Genomic DNA, 16,244 nt, shown 5'->3' on the forward strand with positions numbered 1-16,244 from the left:
CAGCGCTGCTCCAACCAAGGATACATCCTTCGGGCTTGTCATCGAAGCTTGGGTCACTGCTGCATCCGCAGCCGCGGCTGCGGCCTGAGCCGCTTCGTACTGCTCTATGGGCATCAGCGGTGGCTCAGGCTCGGGTGGCAGATCCGCTACATGAACAGGTGCTTTGTTGCTCCCCTCCTGCTGCAACAGACCCGCTCGAACGTTGGCCTCCCCATCCAAAATAAAGCTGCCCCCACCACCAAGCAACCAGATCGCTTCTGGAGCCGTGGCTTCAATCTTCCCAGCCGCAAAATGAATGCTGCTTCCTTGAATCGATAGATTACCTGGACTGTTCAATACGACACCCTGATCATTCAAGGTAATCGATAAACCTGATCTGGCCTGCAGGGTAACCTCCTCAGGCGACATTCCGATCGAACTTCCGGCAGGATGCCCCCAGACTTTATGGTCTGTCCCCCCGTTAGCGGAACGTTTGCCCTCTGAGATGGAATGACGAATGTACGCCCCGGATTCCAGGCTGCTCGGAAAATATAATTCCACCGTATCCCCGATCTCCGGCATGATGTATAGTCCACTATGTCCTTCCGCTGCATAGGCTGGTGCTACCGGATAGGGACAGGCGGCACCTTGTGCCACGGGGCCCTCGTCGATGGGTAATTGGATCTGAACGTGATCACCAATCACCCGGGTCACCTCGCCATATAATGACAAGCCAATCAGATCGGACAGATTACATCTGGGTACGCGAATATGCTCTTCGGGTATCATGCGGTAGGTTGTCACAAGCAGCCCCGACTCCAGCTGCGAATGAGCATACACCACGGTCAGCTCTTTACCATTCGGAAGTTCAACCCTGTCTCCCAATGCGTAAGTCTCGGCACTTGCCAGCGTGTACTGCAACAGACCTTGTGTGCCTCTGGAACCCTGAACAATATATCGTTCCTCCGTTCCAGAGCTATGCCAGTCCATTCCAGCGAGCTCCTTGCGAACCTGATAAGGCTGGTCTTCTGGCCACCTCCACACCTTCCCCGATGGCAACCCGATAAACAGTTTAGGTGATGCGGCCGTGATTTCGGGCACCAGCACTGTGCCGAACCTTGAGGCAAGCCGGCGCAGGAACATCCAATCGCTCTCTTTATATTGTAATACAAGTCCACTTAATTGGGTATTTCCGGTAACTTGATCTATGACATCTGAGTAGCGATAAGACTTCATAATGAATTGAATGAGTTCTTTGAACGTCCACCCTCTGTTTTGAAAGGCTCGTTCCTCCATTCGGATATCCATTTGATAGGAATTAGATAAAGCTTCAAGCTCAAATCGATAGACCCCTCCCGACAGATGAACTGATAGCGAGATCATTACCCCGTGAAAGAGTCTCCTCACCGATCTGCCGTTTTCATCGACTTGTCTGAGTACAATCGGTTCCCCCTCAGCCTGTACCTGAAGAATGTTAGGTCCATCCTCTTCCGGAATGATGCCGCTAACGTAAAGTTTCGCATGCTCGTTCACCTGACGGGTAATCTGTACACCTTCCAGCCTCTGTGCACGATAAGGCCAATATAAACGGATCTGTTCATACCCAATCTGGTCAAGTTTCTTTCCCCTGTTTTCACTCATCGTTAAAAGTCCAATTGCTGTCCGTCATCCTCTATGACGATATCTCCGCCATACAGACACTTGTGCGTACAGTGACTGAGCAGGGCAGCTTTCCCTTCCACCTTAGTATCACCCTTTCCGTGAAGCCAGGGCATAGTCAGCACGGGAACACATGGTGCTTTTTTAACTCCATAGATATCAACCATCGTACTTGCAGCTACCGCAGGATTAAGCGGGTTGGAACAGTTGCCAAACGAGCCTATATGAACACCTGGGACATAATCCTCAACGGTCATCTTTGCCTTTCCCTTGATGTATACGCCATGGCTGAACGGTATCTTCAGGCGTGTGCGCTGTGTCCCGCAACTACATTTAAGAATTGCACCTGCAACGACATATCCTTTAGCGCCTTCTCCAGCTGCATGAATCTGAACATCCTGACCTCGACTTTGCGCCATCTTAACCTCTCCTTTCTAATTTGTGTGCTCCAGTTCCAATGGAATGAATTGCACTCCTGTAACATCTCGTCGCAGGATGCTCTCCGCCAACGCCAGATTGACACCGATCACAGTTTCTCGCAGCTCCATTAATTGAAAAAACGGTGCCTCGGGGAATTCCTGTTTCAGTACAATTCGCTCCAGCGTCCCATCTATACGGCGACGGGTATGGGGGGATAACACGTTTGCAAGTGCAGGAGGGTGAATAGCCCAGTATGTCTCCTGTGTCATGCGCTCCCTGTCTGTTAATACAGCAGCCCTTCGTTTGAGCTGTGGACAATACAGCATAATTATTTCAAGTAATTGATCTGAAACCATTGGAACCGGGTGCTCCAAATAATCCGTATAATCCATATGGAGCCCGCTTCGCACATACAGATTCATAGCGGTATATTCACTGCCAGAATCATGGAAAGCCTGATTCCAGGCCCTGCGCTGCAATTCCCCGACAGGCTCTGTCTCGACGCGATTTATCCATCTGGGGTCGGTCATTAGGCGAAAGTATCGGATAGCGGTATCCTCCTTTCGGCCTCGTCAAAAATTGCTCCCTCCACATCAGCACCCTCCCATAACGTATTGGTTAGATTCGCTCCACGGAATACAGCTCCACGAAGACTGGCCCCACGAAAGTCAGCACCCGAAAGGTTCGAATTCTCGAAGTTAAGCGCATCATAAGCAGGTCCCTGAGCTAATCCTTCCGGATGTCCCGCTTCCCCTATGATCTCCCTGAATACGGCTCTTTCCAGTGAGCAGCCGCTAAAATCTGCGCCATATAGAATGCTTCCAGTGAAATCGGTATCTTCCAGACTGCAATTGCGCCAGTGTGTCCCTATCAGGACACAGCGTTGAAAATCGGTAGAATGCAGATCAATACGTTCGAAGCGACTGTAACGAAAATCCAGATCGCTACATACCATCCTGCTCATATCCAGCTCCTGAAAATGCCCGTACATGACCTCCAGACCGTCGCTTTCTTCCAATGCTTCACCAATTTCTGCAATGCTCCTGTTCCTTCCATCGATACGAAATACACACTCGCTGGCATCCAGATATTCTCCCACACGTACTTCGAATATCTGTTCTGTTTCCATAAGGGAGTGCCATTCAACATCCTCCAGCTCACGAAAGCAACGACGTATAAAATACACAAGATAACGATTCATCAGTGCCGCTTCCCTCAGCATAATTCGATCCAGTTCTACCGCTGCAACACTTCCTTGATAGCGAGGGAGTTCCTCTCGTAATCCATTGAGCATCCGTTCAAGACACTCATAGGCCCATTGAGAAGAATAGAACGAACGGATGGGCGTTCGATCCAGCAACCATGAAGCATCACAAGCCTCGACCAGGATGTTCATCGCCCCCCCAAGAAGCTCTGTTCGCAGCATAGAATATTGAATGTAAGCGATCCTCCCTTTTGCTCCACGCTTCTGGGCATCGCTGATTTCCTGAATCAAAAGCCTGAAATGACTCAGGAAATCGGCTGTCAATTCCGTATGCCTTGTATGCAGCGTATGCTGCAAATCATCCATAAGCCTGGCCCGTGCCGGCTCCACCTGATGGGTATAAAAATGTAACACGGATTCCTTGCGATCCATTGGAACTCCCCCTTCTGCCCTGTATGCCATGCTAGGTTAGTTGGCCTTCACTTCCGATCCGCTCATTTTAGCCTGACCGTCCAGCTTGAATGTTCCTCCCCCACCTTTGAGCAACAATTGCGAATCCGCAGATAACGTTATTTTCTTCCCGGCTTTGAGCGAGATATTGCCACCGGCAGTCATCTGGACCTGCTGGTTTCCTATGATCTGTATGCCCTCGTTCCCGCTGAGACGAATGAACACCTCACCTTCTTTGCTGCTAATGGAAATGGAATCCGGGGTCAGCCTAATCTCTTTCCCATAAGGCGTACGGAAGATTTTGTGATCCGGTTTATTCAATTGGTTCGTTCCGGTTACCTTGTTATCCAGACGGGGTGCTGCTGTCGCATAGGCCTCTTCTTCATCTTGCGTTGGAAAATAGACGGCCACCGGATCACCCACTTCAGGCATGACATACCAGCCTGTCTGACCCTCTGCGATGTAAGGGGACTGATACAACAGCCACAACGCTTCATTCTCCTGTTGTTGTTCATCACAGTCCAGCTGAACTCTGACATGACCACCATGTACCGAAAGGATGCGACCCAGTAAAGAGCTACCGGCAATCAGCGGATTGTAATATGTCTTCTGTCTTAAACCTCTATGAAGGCTGAGTGCATATTGGTGCTTCACTAATCCTCCCACAAGCTCGGTATATGCCTCCGTCACATATAGACTTCTGCCTTGGAAGGTAATATGATGTCCAAGCTCCATCACCTGATCTGTCTCAATTTCGTATATAATGAAATCCGATTCGTTGACCTTTATTGAATCATTTTCCGTAAAGTACATGAAAGGTGCCATGTTCTTGCGGATTGTAAAACGTGTATGATCCAGATCAATTGAATTTCCGTGTTCGAAAACGCCAAAATAAAATTTGGGACTCTCAAACTGAGCCGCCGGCATCAAGCTGGTGTGAAATCGAGAAGCCAGTCTTCTGAGAAAAGCCCAATCCGTTTCTTGATACTGCACAGCAACCTTCCCGATCTGGCTTCCCCCCGTCCCCTCATCAATCACGTCCAGACCCGGATAATTCTGACCCAGCTCCTCAAGCAAATCAGGCAACTTCATTTTGACATTTTGAAAAGTACGTGTTCGTTTGGTAATGTCCATTCGGTATGTATGCGAGATGGCCTCCACCTGGAGTGTATAAACCCCTCTGACAACCTGTACTTCAACAGCTAGTGGAATGCCTTTAAACAGAGGCTTCTTGTTGCCCTCCTCATCCTTCTGCCACACTTCAATCGAGGTATCCATATCTGTAACATCGACATAGCGATCCTTCCATTCTTCAGACACCATGCCCTTAAACACGAGCCGGGTGTGCTCATTCATCTTTTTTCGGATTGTCAGTTCCTGCAGATGCAGAAGTTCATAGGGTTCAATAATCAGATTCTCATAAGTCAAACTCATGTTCCCAACTCCTCTCAACTTCCATGGATTGCAAGTGAATTCAGAATCGTCTCGCCAGGTTCCAGCCAAATCCTCTTTTCTTCATCCGTGCAATTAAATCCATACACCAGAACGGACTGGTCCAAAATCGAAAAAACGATATGGTTATAAATCTGATTATTCAGCCCCTGAACGGAAAACTGGCAGTAACCGATCATTCGTCCCGCTTCAGTCCTTCGAACACCTTGCTTCTCCCATTGTCTGACAGGCTGCGTTCCGCGAATAACATTGGCCATCGTTTCAGTAAAGGTAGTCAGCTCCTCTTCCAAAATGCGATGTTCGAGCCTGTTGAACGTAAAATTGACGGTACCGGAGTCATTGGTATATATCCATTCCGGCCGATGAGACGAAGGATATTTCATACTCGCTTCCTTCTCTGAGATTAGACGTAATGATCGCGGAAGAGATACAGTTACCCTGCTATCGTACAGCTCCGTACGTTTCAGAAAAACGCTTTCCTTGCCAATCTGAAGCATCTCGGGCAGCTCTGCTGTATCTGCAGTCGAGGACTTATACGCCGAATTATGTATTCCTTCCAATTTGTCATTCTGATTCCTTTCTTCGTTTTCACGATGGTTAAATAATATAGGGATTACTTTGCGATCGAGATATTCCATATGAAGAACACACTTCCTTTCCTTGTGCTGAATCAATCAACAATCATTCGATGTAATCCACCCGTCTGATGCCCTGAACGCCCTGTTCCCCGACCTGCATTCAGCAATTGACGATCCAGATATCGATGAATCTGTGCATTATCGTAATCTCTGTTCTCCAGCCCCAATTGACTGGAAATATAATGAAGAATGACGCTGCGTGCAACGATGCCTTCGTTGAGACACATCATGGCGAAGACCAGATCCCGGGGATCATCCGTCCCTGTTTGAAGCATTCTTTGTGCATAATCCTTCATAATTACCGGGGATAGTGTGCTGGCCCCTTCAGCTGCATAAGGAGCATGAATGACATGCAGCGTGTTGAACTCGGTTGCCAAATCAGCGAAGTTCTGATAGTCTCGGCGCAGCCGTGCCCCTTCCTTTAGCTTGAATCGAGCCAACTCCAACTCTCCTGCAGTACACGTTATCTCTTCATCCAGACACAGTTCTGATCGGCTTAACGTCATGTCATTCACAGTCTCGTCCGCAGCAAATCGAAGCTTAAGCACGTTAACCCGCCCCGTAGCTTGGTATGCCAGTTCCATAGGCTCTGTCAGCATATAGACTCTTCCTTTATGTAGAACCATTCCAGGAGCAACAACCAGCTTGTCTGGAAACACTTCTATCTCAACACCTGCAAGAATGCCATCTGCATAACCGCGAAAGTACAGTTCAATGTAATCTTTGGGAAAATCACGTAGTCTCTCCAGCATCGATGATTTCAGGATTCTTCCCTTGTTAAAATGCGGATACGAATAGGTAAACATGAGCGACATCCCTCCTTTCTGCTCGTCGTCCTCACTTCATTCCGTCAAAGAAATCCAGTTCCGACAAGTCGGTTTCAAACGGAAGCAGCTTCTGCGATCCCAGGTACAGCCGTTCATTCCTACGAGCCACAGGCAGCACATAAAAGCCCCAATGACGATCATCCGGATAAACAAAAAACTTCGTCTCCCCATTTATGATCGAGTCCGTATCCTCTTGCGGAATTTTATCTCCGTATCGATCCCGGATGTCTTCATAAAGTACCTCTTTATAGAAATCAGGACGGTTGACATAGACGAATTTTTGTCTTAGCTGACCATCGCTTCCACTCAAAAACAATTCCACTTCTGCCGTCTCGAATGGGCGGGAAATGCTGCCCGGAATGCCATCACTTCGATCCAGACTGTTGATCAATATCTTTTCGCGTCCATTATGCGCATAGGCGCTTACGGTATATGGGATTACTGCAGCATCATGCGTAATGTCAACTTGAATGCTTCCGGTCTTGCGGGCATTCAGATAACGAATTGCTCCTCGAAGGCACGCAAGTTTGAGATCTGGCACACGCCCTTCCGCAGGTTTTTGACGAAACTCAATGCTTCTGCCGGGAACAAACTCCTTCAGTGCTTCCCGAAATACATCAATGCGGCAGGACTGCCCTGTCAGCTTGATAATCGAATACTGGCTCATCCGTCCCTGGTGATAGAAATCATCCAAAAACTTGCGAACCACTTCATAAATATCAGCTTTAATCAGTTGAGTAATCTCCTTGATATTGAACACCACATCGGGAAATTCATACTCATCCTTCAGCTCACCATTCCGTTCTACCGAGAGAAACCAACGTTCCATGGTGGTGATCTGCAGATCACTGTCCCCATCGTCCTCCATTTCCGAGTGGAATCGGTTACGTAAGATGCCTGTTTTGCGAAAAAATTGTTGCTTCATCTCTTCAGCGATTTCCCACAGAAAGTAGAAGTTACCTCTCACCCGCAAATACTCATCCCTGGAACAATTCTCTCTAAGCCCAAATGCGGTAGGAATAATCCGCTCTGCCTCCTGATATCGTTGCTCCAGCTTCTGATATACAAACTTCACGCCCTCTTCATCCACCTGACGGAACACATCCGCACCGGGTGCCTCAATCAAGCTATCAATATCCGTCACCTGACGACGTCCGCTGTAGAAGTCAGCAAACACGATTTTCATGAATTGCATAATGCGATAGGTAATGTTGTGACCTCCGAAGTTGGTGTCCCCATTTTCGTAAGTCGTGTGGACATCCAGCTTATACGCCATGTGCCCGTCCTCGATCGTAAAGGCACAGGATGACAAATCGGTAGTTCCACCACCACAGTCAATTACAAGTGCATGATACGTCTGCCCTTCCATGAAAGCACCGCGCTCCATTCCGTCAGCAAGGGTGTTGTAAAGCACAGCCATACCCTCATCAAGCGCATATGTTTGCTCAATCCGATAATCCGGAAGCATCTCGTCGAACATCTGCAAAAACTGTGTTTTCATCTTCACTGGGCTGGTAAAATGCACATTACGAAACTTGCACTTGAACTGATGCTCTGCCATACGAATGATGTAATTCATGTATGCACGAAGCAGATCTATACGCGAAACCTTGGCTGCATTCCCATGAACATCGACGATTTCTTCCGTTTTGTTGTAATTGTTCACCCAGCGCTTTATACTTCGGAACACACTGGCGCGACTGCTGTATCCACCTCGACGCATGCTTCGTATTGCTTCATAGCCAAACTCGTAACGAATATTTGCTGGCTCTGAGCAATCTGCCACACCAATGGCTGTAGGAAGAATCTCTATCCAGTCCGTAGCTTTATATGTAGGATCGGGAAAAGATACGTAGTTGATGGCATCCAAACGAACTCGTCCATTCAACAAATCCTGGCTGCTTGGCGCCTGAATATAACCGTTATGCAAATAGGCGCCTGCCGTCGTATTGGAGGTGCCAAAATCAATCGCTAGCACGGCTTCTGTCGGTTCAAGCTCCCGGATGTCCAGATCTGCCAGTGGTATTTGAATATATTGAATATGAATTGGTGGAAGTGGTCTGCTTGAATAATAGGTCTGATACAAATATTCCGAATCGCGTTTACGGAAAAAGAGAAGACTATACTGTCTGTTTCCCGATCTCTTCCAGGTCGATCCACTTCCTGCTGTCAAATAAAATGTGCCTGATAAGGAGTCGTCCTTAACCAGATTGAAGATACCACATAACTCCATGCTCTCATTGACTAAAAGTACGTTGGATTCACTTAACCCTCCAGGTGCCGTAACTACATAACGATCCAGCTTGTCCACGTTCAATCCTTCGTACAGAATCAGCCTTGCAGGCACACTGATACCTCCATCACTGCTCATGGGCGACGTCATATGACGAGAAATCGCATTTTGTACACGGTCGAATCCGCCTTCGGCAGGCCGGTCGATCCACAATACATCATCAGCTCCCAAAAATTTTAAAATAATCTGAATGAGTTCTTCCCGCCCAGCCCGAGCACCCAGCCCTTCAATCAACCGTTCTTTGTAGCAAATATTTCGTAATTGGAATGTGGTCATGTCCGTCAGTTCTTCGCGTGTATAACGCATGGTGCCTCTGGAACGTTCCCTGCTCGTCGCGTCAGGATACAATCGGTATGAATAGCCGTTCATCGATAACTTCCTCCTTACAACTGCTGGCGCTGCTTAATATAAGGCAATTCCGTCCTGTGTCATCGTGTAATCCACGTCCAGAATGCCAAAATGATGCTGCCAGTATATTTCCGTGTCGAAACGAACCGGTAGAAAGAGTTCAAGAATCAGTTCCAGCTTCTCCTTCGCTTCCGCTTGTTCCACCTGGCCAATATACAAAAGCAATTCATCCTTTTCCTCACAATTGGCATAAAGAATTGAACGCGGGAACATTCGGACAAGGGTATTCCTCAGCAGATGAACGGCCTCTCCCGTATCATACAAACGGAGCATATTGCAGGCGATCACTTCCTGCTCCTCCTGTTCGAACAGCGCCAATCGCCGCCGAACCCGATCTCCATATATCCCCGAATGCATATCCTTCAGAATGAATCGAATGTAATACTCCCTTTTGTTCATACCCTGCATCAAATCCATGTCTGCCAAAAAATGAATAACCAGATCAAATAGCGCCTGGCGCAACTCCAGCTGCTCTTCGTTATTGATATCAAACAAATCCCGGAAAATATCAAAAAAGCGATAATACGGATTGATTTCAATAAAGCCTTCGACGCTTGAAGCGTTCAAATCGGTATGGCTAATTTCCATATAAGGCGAATATACACGTGCCGGTACAAAGGTTACTTCACGCATGTCCATTCCATTACGCTTGGCCCGGATGATGAGGTCCCAAATATAATTCATGTTGTTATCACACCCATTCCCCTTCACAGCGGTATTCGGGGAAAGCCAGCTGGATTTCGGATACCAGAAAGCTAAGCAGATCATCCCGGAAAATATCCATTTCCGCTTGCTGTCTATGCTTGCTGAATCTCAGAATCATTCGATGTTTATCTGCTTCAACACGGACATGATCGCTAACAAACGCATTAAGTGGATAAGTAACTCCCAAAGCGGGGCCTGGCGCAACCACTTGTATATCTTCCAATGCCAAACCCTCTGCTGCCTGATAAGCGTGAACCATGCGGGCAATTTCCCCTTTGGACCGAACAGAGCGCCCTTCCTGGCGTGCATATTTACCCGCAAAGCCTTCCCGTTTGGCATTGGTAAACAGCGGAAAGTCCATTCTGCCAATTCGAGTCTCCACATATCCAGCTATTTTCAGCACCGTCCAGGAATCGGATTTTTCCAGCGGAGAAACGATGGTGATCTCATCTTCCGATCTTTTGATATACCGAATATGTGATTCATCTCCATCCACCAGATACCCGTGTTCCGATCCGGTTTTGCGGAGCGGCAGCACATGTTCATAATTGATTCGGTCCGAAGCCGGAACAGGGAAACCTCCCGTTTTCATATCAAGTTTCTGGATATTCCAAAGCGGAATCATATTGGTTCTTTTATAAGACTCGAACTCCTCCAGATGGATGGACAGCTCCTTGACCACATGCTGTTTGTCCCATGTATCTCCATCATCGGAACCGACTAGAACACAATCAACGAATTTGAACACATAAGGTGCGTTAATCGACTTCCATGGCAGACTGTTCTTACAAAAGATCCGATACAACTCCTCCACTTTGGAAATATAAACTGTGCTTGGTTTCAAGCGAACTGTTATGGCATGTCTGCCTTCACTGGTTACAAGCTGCCCGCGAAATGTGCGATTACTTTGCAACAGAGCTTGGAGCTCCTGTTGCCCACATTCCATGTAGAACGTGAACAATTTCATCTCTTCCTTACGCGCCAGCGCTTCTGAAGCTTCACTCAAAAAGACGGTCTGTGGTTCGACATCCTCAGGAATGATCGGGTACAAGAATTCATGAATAGGGTCCAGGTCTTCCCGCGCACATAACGTGACATATACATCATGGCGCTCTTCCTGCGGCAACACCTCATCAAAAACACGCTGCTCGATCTGCTTGTTCAACGTCTCTTGATACTCAACAAGATTGAGAAAAACGCCTGTCATGAGATCTTTGAGCATACGGCGTTGTTCGAGATCCTCCATCTTGTTAAGACGGTCACGAATCATGTCTTTCATCATGAATCTCCTCCTTCCAATGTCTCCTGTTCATTCACGTCAGCCTCAGTGGTGTTGGTGCTTCCCGCTGGATTGCCAGTACTTATGATTTCTGTACTCCCGTTCATATCCGAGGTTATGTTTGATCTGTTTGCTGTATCTGATCCTGTCGTATCCTGTGTACGATCAGCCGCCGGGACAGGTGGATTCAATTTCTCATCCAGCTTGTTTATTTTCCGCTCCATGGCCAGTACGCGTTCCAGCATATCAATTTCCTGATATATTTCCTGTGCCGAAGCATAGGCATCCATAGCTCCGCTATAGTCTCCAGCTTCATTGAAGCGATCGCCCTTCTGTTCCAGCGTATCTGCCTGAAGCTGCCGGGATTGCCGCTTGATATCTGCACGTTTGGTCTCGGCCGTCTCCAGTTGAGTACCTATTTCCTTCAGCGCATCTTTGTAGCCTGTCTCCGTGGCAGCTGTTCTCGCCCTTTTATACAAAATGATTGCTCCACTGTAATCCCCATTCTGGAGTTTCAGGTTCCCCTCCGTGATCCAATCCTGTACTTGCTGGAAGATGGTCATCTGCTCCAAGCGCTGCTGAATAACTTCACGGTTGAACATGCTATAAGATTCGGTCAATTCCAAAGCTTTGGTGTAACTGGCGGTCGCTTTGGTAATGTCCCCTTCTTTCAGGTGAGCTTCTCCATCAACCAGCGTCTGGGCAGCAGACATTTTCTGGGTTAACAGTTTTTTATGTATCGGGTCCTTGATTTTGATGGAATTGTTGCGTGCAAGGCTGTAGTCTGAAACCGCCTTGGCATACTCTTGCTCCTTGACATATTGATCTGCATTTTGTTCATATTGCAGCATGTCTACGGCCAATTCGGCTTTTTTGGCTGCACTTTTCACCGCGTAGAATATGCCGGCTCCACCCAAAATCAGAAACATAATCAGCATGATGGCAATCCGTTTAATCCACTTCTTGCGATTCTTGGGCTCTTCATGAAAAATCTTATTCACATAGATGACTGCAGCACTATAATTCTCGATACGCGTACGCTGCTTACTAAGCATCACCTCTTCAAGAGTATCTACCAGCGTCTGCGGGTCATTGGCGTCTTCAACCGCATCGATCATCTCGGCATCCTGAACACCTTCCCATAGTCCTGGGGTACAGAGCACAAGCAGATCACCATCGGCAAGTTTGATCTTATCCGATACATACGGTTTGATCATGCCAGGTTTACCCGCATATTCATTCAGATTGCCACGCTCATCGTGCTGATCCACACGATCCTCTGCAATCTTTCCTTCACTTGCCAGTTGAGCAGCAACGCTGTGATCCTTGCTTTTTAAAGCAAGTCGATTTCCACGAAAATGATATAATCGACTGTGTCCGGCAGATGCCCACACCATGCGTGTATAATCTGTCACAACAATAACAAATCCGGCTTTGAGTCTTACTCGGCGGCTCTCATACTGCAACCATTCATGCGCTATCTTGATATACTCTGTTAATTTGCGTTTGGACATGGTTGGCTTTTCCAAAAAGGATTCCAGAATGGTCTGCACTGTAATCTGGGCGCTATTCACTTCCGTATCTGTATCCAGACCATCTGCAATGACATAACAGGCCCAATCTTCTAGCTCGACGCAACCGTAAAAATCCCGATTCTTCAGGAAAGAACCGGCTTCCGAGACAAAAGCCGTCTTGAATTCACTGTTCTCCTTCCTCATCCGTTACCATCCTTGCTCCAAAATGATAATCGTGGCATTATCCTGATGCACGAGTTGTTTCTCTTCAATCAAATCAATGATCGTCTGGGCTGCATCAAACGGCGGAATGTCTTGCGCCAGTATAGTCTCCAGTTCGATTTCGGTAAGGGAGTTGTATACCCCGTCACTGCACAACACAATCTTGTCCTCCGGCTGCAGTGTAAACGGCTCGTCCGCAATTTCCATTTGTTTGAAATGGTCATACCCCAAATAGTTGACCAGCCTTTTGCGCTGCGGATTATCCAACGCTTCCTGCTCCGATATTTCTCCAGACATATACTGTTCTTCAAGTTGGGTTTCCAGCGTGTGTTTGTGATTAATAGCAAGCAGCTCCCCTTTACGAAACACGGCCAAAATACTGTCTCCTACCGCCCCCCAATACAGCTCTTTGCCCTTAATCATGGCCGATACCAACGTTGTTCCTCCAGGAACGCCACGCAAATTGCGAAGAATGGCCTGATTTGCAGTATGGGAAGAAGTATTCCAAAATTCTTCAGGATCAGGAAACCTCTCCAACTCTTCAAACTCGCGAATCAATGTTTCTACTGCAGTCGTACTGGCTACTTTCCCGCCAGATAAGCCGCTAATTCCATCGGCAAGCACCGCGAGTACACCATAAGACTGCACAGCACAAGCAAAATAATCATCCTGCTCACTTCGAGCACCCATGGTCTGTCCATTCCCGATCTGAATCCCCACCTGTCTATCGTCACACTGCCTTACCGGAATACGACTTCGGACGAATAACAACAACCAGATCGACAAACAGCCTGCTGCAATAACCCAATATGGCGTTAGCTCTTTGTCGTTCCACAAGATCATGAAGGTATTCACTGCTGCTCCCATTCAAAATGCACACCGCATAATGGAATGAATATGAATTTGCTACGTCCCAATTGAATGACGTCGTAGGCAGCCAGTTCCACCGGAGAATAGACCGCTTCATTGTTGTGATAGGCAAGACCGGAAGCATCACCAGGCAGCAGATAAAAATTTCTTTTTTTGGGGTCATATACAATGACAGCATGATTACGCCGGGAAATGGTGTTATCCCCAAGGATGCGAACATGCATCTCTTCAGATCGTCCAATAAAGTTCTTCTCAGCCATAATCCGATAATCCTGGCCCATCTGTGGACCTTCGATGCACACCATCCACCCCGTTACCGGTTCAATTCCTGTCGTTTCTCCCAGGTATGGCATTGTTCTGTCTTCCTCTGATGTGCGAGGTGCGCGTGGAATCACTCCCGCTGCTTCATGATTGCCGGACGCTGGTGACTCGACAGCCAGATTACAGTATGGGCACGTATTTCCGTGCCGTCTCGTGCTGAACATATGCCCGTTTCCACATCTCGTCAGACTCATTTCTATTCATTCCCCCGTAAGTTTGTATAATGTTACGCCAACGTTATTTCATTTCACCAAAATTCGGGTATTGGCAATATAAATTAAGTCCCCTGCCTCGATCAGGCTCGGTTCTTCGATTTCCAATTTGGATGATTTGCTTTGATTCCTCTTACGCAAACCTACGCCGCTGGCCGAATCAATATCCTCGATGAACCACTGGCCAGAAGCTTTATTCAGCACAGCATGTTGCGGGCTGATGAGAGAAGCATATGGAGTATCGGACAGATCAATGTCCGCCTCACTGTTCTTTGAACTTTTTCCAATCAATACACTTGTCTCACCCTGAATGTACCATTCCTTGACGCTTGTACCATCGTCGTCCAAAAGCACGAGTTTCACCACACGCGAAGGCAACATCTTCTTTTTTCCCTTGGTGGCAGGTATGTATTTAAAAAACAGGTATGCTCCCCCGGAAAGAACTACAATACTTCCAGCTATCCACTGAGCGCTTATGTCCCGGTTAATGATGAATATATAGTACAGCACGGCTAACGATATGATGGCGATACACACGTCAAGCCCTATTGTCATTATCGACCTTCCTCGTTTCACTTCCATAACCTCCGCCTGAACCGGCACGATCCATTACAGGCCACCGGCTTACTTTTTTCGAACCCCGAAGTATCGATTAAACAGGGCGGACATATCCGTTCCCTTGTCTGGATCGGCTTTGCCACGGTTTGAATTCTCCTTGCCTTTGGGGCGATAGCCAAAAAATTGTTCAAATTGCTCCTGCATTCGTGATGGATCAGACCATACCTTCTCGGGATTGATAGCTCCATTGTTTGTATATCTATTCTTTTTTTGTGCAGTGCTGGATGCTGCATCTCCTGCCTCTTGTCGATTCGTTGAAGATCGAGATTGCTGATGTTGATTGTACGCTGCCCTTAACTCGGGATTTCCGAGTGTGCTGTAAGCCTCATGTACTTGTTTGAATCGTGCTTCGGCCTGGGTATCTCCCCTATTGACATCCGGGTGAAATTTTTTGGCCAATTGACGATAAGCCTTCTTGATCTGATCCGGAGAAGCTTCACGTTCTACACCGAGAACGGCATAATAATCTTTCATCGTATGCACTCCTGTCTCTCTGCCGTAATCTGCGTAAATAAAGATTAAGGGGCACGAATGCCCCTTAACATCACAGCGTTATTCTGGGCCAGTCATTACTGAACCGGAACATCAGCGCCCCACGTTATAGCGGGAAGCCACCTTCAATTTTAGTCAATTCAGTTTTGTCTTTTTTCTGTTTAACGTAGAGACTGAATTCACCCACACCCTCGGTATCTCCGAACCGTTCTGTGTAATCCACAACAAACGCATTCGGCATGTAAATTTTACGTACCACTTGATCAGCTGCGACTACTTCCAGGGTTACTTTACGGTAGCAATCTGCTTTCTCAGCTGGAACGAGGGACCACAGTGCAAGTTTCATCGTGTCATCAGCATTGTCACCGTCTGTTGCTGTAATAATTTTGCCACTGATGCGAAGTGTTGCACCTACATCTGTGGATCTGGCATTGGAATCATCCGGTGTATCAGTGTCATACACTACGGACTGGATATTATCCATTCCCAATTCGATTGTTTCTGCGCCTTCTACTTTCAATACAAAACCCATGAATAAAAACCTCCTTAAAATTAGAAAAACAATGTGTCCGGCACACTCTCCCTACTAGGCAAAGGTACCGGAATATATGTATAAGGTCAGCCAATAAAGGCCGCCTTTAACACCAAATTAATATCTAAAATTTGTTGTTTAAGGAATCA

General features: G+C 47.3%; 15 protein-coding genes and 1 pseudogene. All 16 read right to left on the reverse strand.

Features of this window, described 5'->3' with window-relative positions:
- Nucleotides 1–1,620 (reverse strand): annotated as a pseudogene (locus ACQSGY_RS26225) (hypothetical protein); the annotation flags it as partial.
- Between the two features lie 2 nt (nt 1,621–1,622).
- The gene (locus ACQSGY_RS26230) at nt 1,623–2,057 is read right to left on the reverse strand and encodes a DUF4280 domain-containing protein (protein ID WP_427181558.1); all 435 of its coding nucleotides are present in this window, start codon (nt 2,055–2,057) and stop codon (nt 1,623–1,625) included.
- A gap of 15 nt (nt 2,058–2,072) precedes the next feature.
- Nucleotides 2,073–2,588, reverse strand: coding sequence for a hypothetical protein (locus tag ACQSGY_RS26235; protein ID WP_427181559.1), 516 nt, complete (start codon nt 2,586–2,588; stop codon nt 2,073–2,075).
- Nucleotides 2,588–3,694, reverse strand: a complete 1,107-nt coding sequence (locus ACQSGY_RS26240; RefSeq protein ID WP_427181560.1) for a pentapeptide repeat-containing protein — start codon at nt 3,692–3,694, stop codon at nt 2,588–2,590. The genes ACQSGY_RS26235 and ACQSGY_RS26240 overlap by 1 nt, the downstream gene beginning before the upstream one ends.
- A 36-nt stretch (nt 3,695–3,730) precedes the next feature.
- Nucleotides 3,731–5,146 (reverse strand): phage baseplate assembly protein V, encoded by a 1,416-nt coding sequence (locus ACQSGY_RS26245; protein WP_427181561.1) that lies wholly within the window; start codon nt 5,144–5,146, stop codon nt 3,731–3,733.
- 14 nt (nt 5,147–5,160) lie between these two features.
- Nucleotides 5,161–5,802, reverse strand: a complete 642-nt coding sequence (locus tag ACQSGY_RS26250; RefSeq protein WP_427181562.1) for a hypothetical protein — start codon at nt 5,800–5,802, stop codon at nt 5,161–5,163.
- A 32-nt stretch (nt 5,803–5,834) separates the two neighbouring features.
- Entirely contained in the window at nt 5,835–6,608 is a 774-nt protein-coding gene (locus tag ACQSGY_RS26255) for a DNA and RNA helicase (protein ID WP_427181563.1), read from the reverse strand.
- Between the two features lie 31 nt (nt 6,609–6,639).
- Nucleotides 6,640–9,291, reverse strand: a complete 2,652-nt coding sequence (locus ACQSGY_RS26260) for a molecular chaperone (protein ID WP_427181564.1) — start codon at nt 9,289–9,291, stop codon at nt 6,640–6,642.
- A 33-nt stretch (nt 9,292–9,324) separates the two neighbouring features.
- Nucleotides 9,325–10,014 carry an iron-dependent peroxidase gene (locus tag ACQSGY_RS26265; protein WP_427181565.1) on the reverse strand — a complete coding sequence of 230 codons (690 nt, stop codon included), beginning with the start codon at nt 10,012–10,014 and terminating at the stop codon, nt 9,325–9,327.
- 7 nt (nt 10,015–10,021) lie between these two features.
- The gene (locus ACQSGY_RS26270; RefSeq protein WP_427181611.1) at nt 10,022–11,314 is read right to left on the reverse strand and encodes a normocyte-binding protein; all 1,293 of its coding nucleotides are present in this window, start codon (nt 11,312–11,314) and stop codon (nt 10,022–10,024) included.
- Nucleotides 11,314–13,032, reverse strand: coding sequence for a PP2C family protein-serine/threonine phosphatase (locus ACQSGY_RS26275; RefSeq protein WP_427181566.1), 1,719 nt, complete (start codon nt 13,030–13,032; stop codon nt 11,314–11,316). The genes ACQSGY_RS26270 and ACQSGY_RS26275 overlap by 1 nt, the downstream gene beginning before the upstream one ends.
- 3 nt (nt 13,033–13,035) lie before the next feature.
- Nucleotides 13,036–13,893: a PP2C family protein-serine/threonine phosphatase gene (locus tag ACQSGY_RS26280; protein ID WP_427181567.1), complete on the reverse strand. Its 858-nt coding sequence runs from the start codon at nt 13,891–13,893 to the stop codon at nt 13,036–13,038.
- A gap of 8 nt (nt 13,894–13,901) precedes the next feature.
- Complete coding sequence (locus ACQSGY_RS26285) at nt 13,902–14,435, reverse strand: FHA domain-containing protein (RefSeq protein WP_427181568.1); 534 nt, start codon at nt 14,433–14,435, stop codon at nt 13,902–13,904.
- A gap of 48 nt (nt 14,436–14,483) precedes the next feature.
- The gene (locus tag ACQSGY_RS26290) at nt 14,484–15,035 is read right to left on the reverse strand and encodes an FHA domain-containing protein (protein ID WP_427181569.1); all 552 of its coding nucleotides are present in this window, start codon (nt 15,033–15,035) and stop codon (nt 14,484–14,486) included.
- A 42-nt stretch (nt 15,036–15,077) separates the two neighbouring features.
- On the reverse strand, nt 15,078–15,545 hold the full coding sequence (locus ACQSGY_RS26295; protein WP_427181570.1) for a J domain-containing protein: 468 nt from the start codon (nt 15,543–15,545) through the stop codon (nt 15,078–15,080).
- Nucleotides 15,546–15,669: 124 nt separating this feature from the next.
- Entirely contained in the window at nt 15,670–16,095 is a 426-nt protein-coding gene (locus ACQSGY_RS26300; RefSeq protein WP_427181571.1) for a membrane-associated protease 1, read from the reverse strand.
- Nucleotides 16,096–16,244: the final 149 nt, after the last annotated feature.

Source organism: Paenibacillus sp. TC-CSREp1 (assembly GCF_050171015.1).
GTDB lineage: Bacteria > Bacillota > Bacilli > Paenibacillales > Paenibacillaceae > Paenibacillus > Paenibacillus silvae.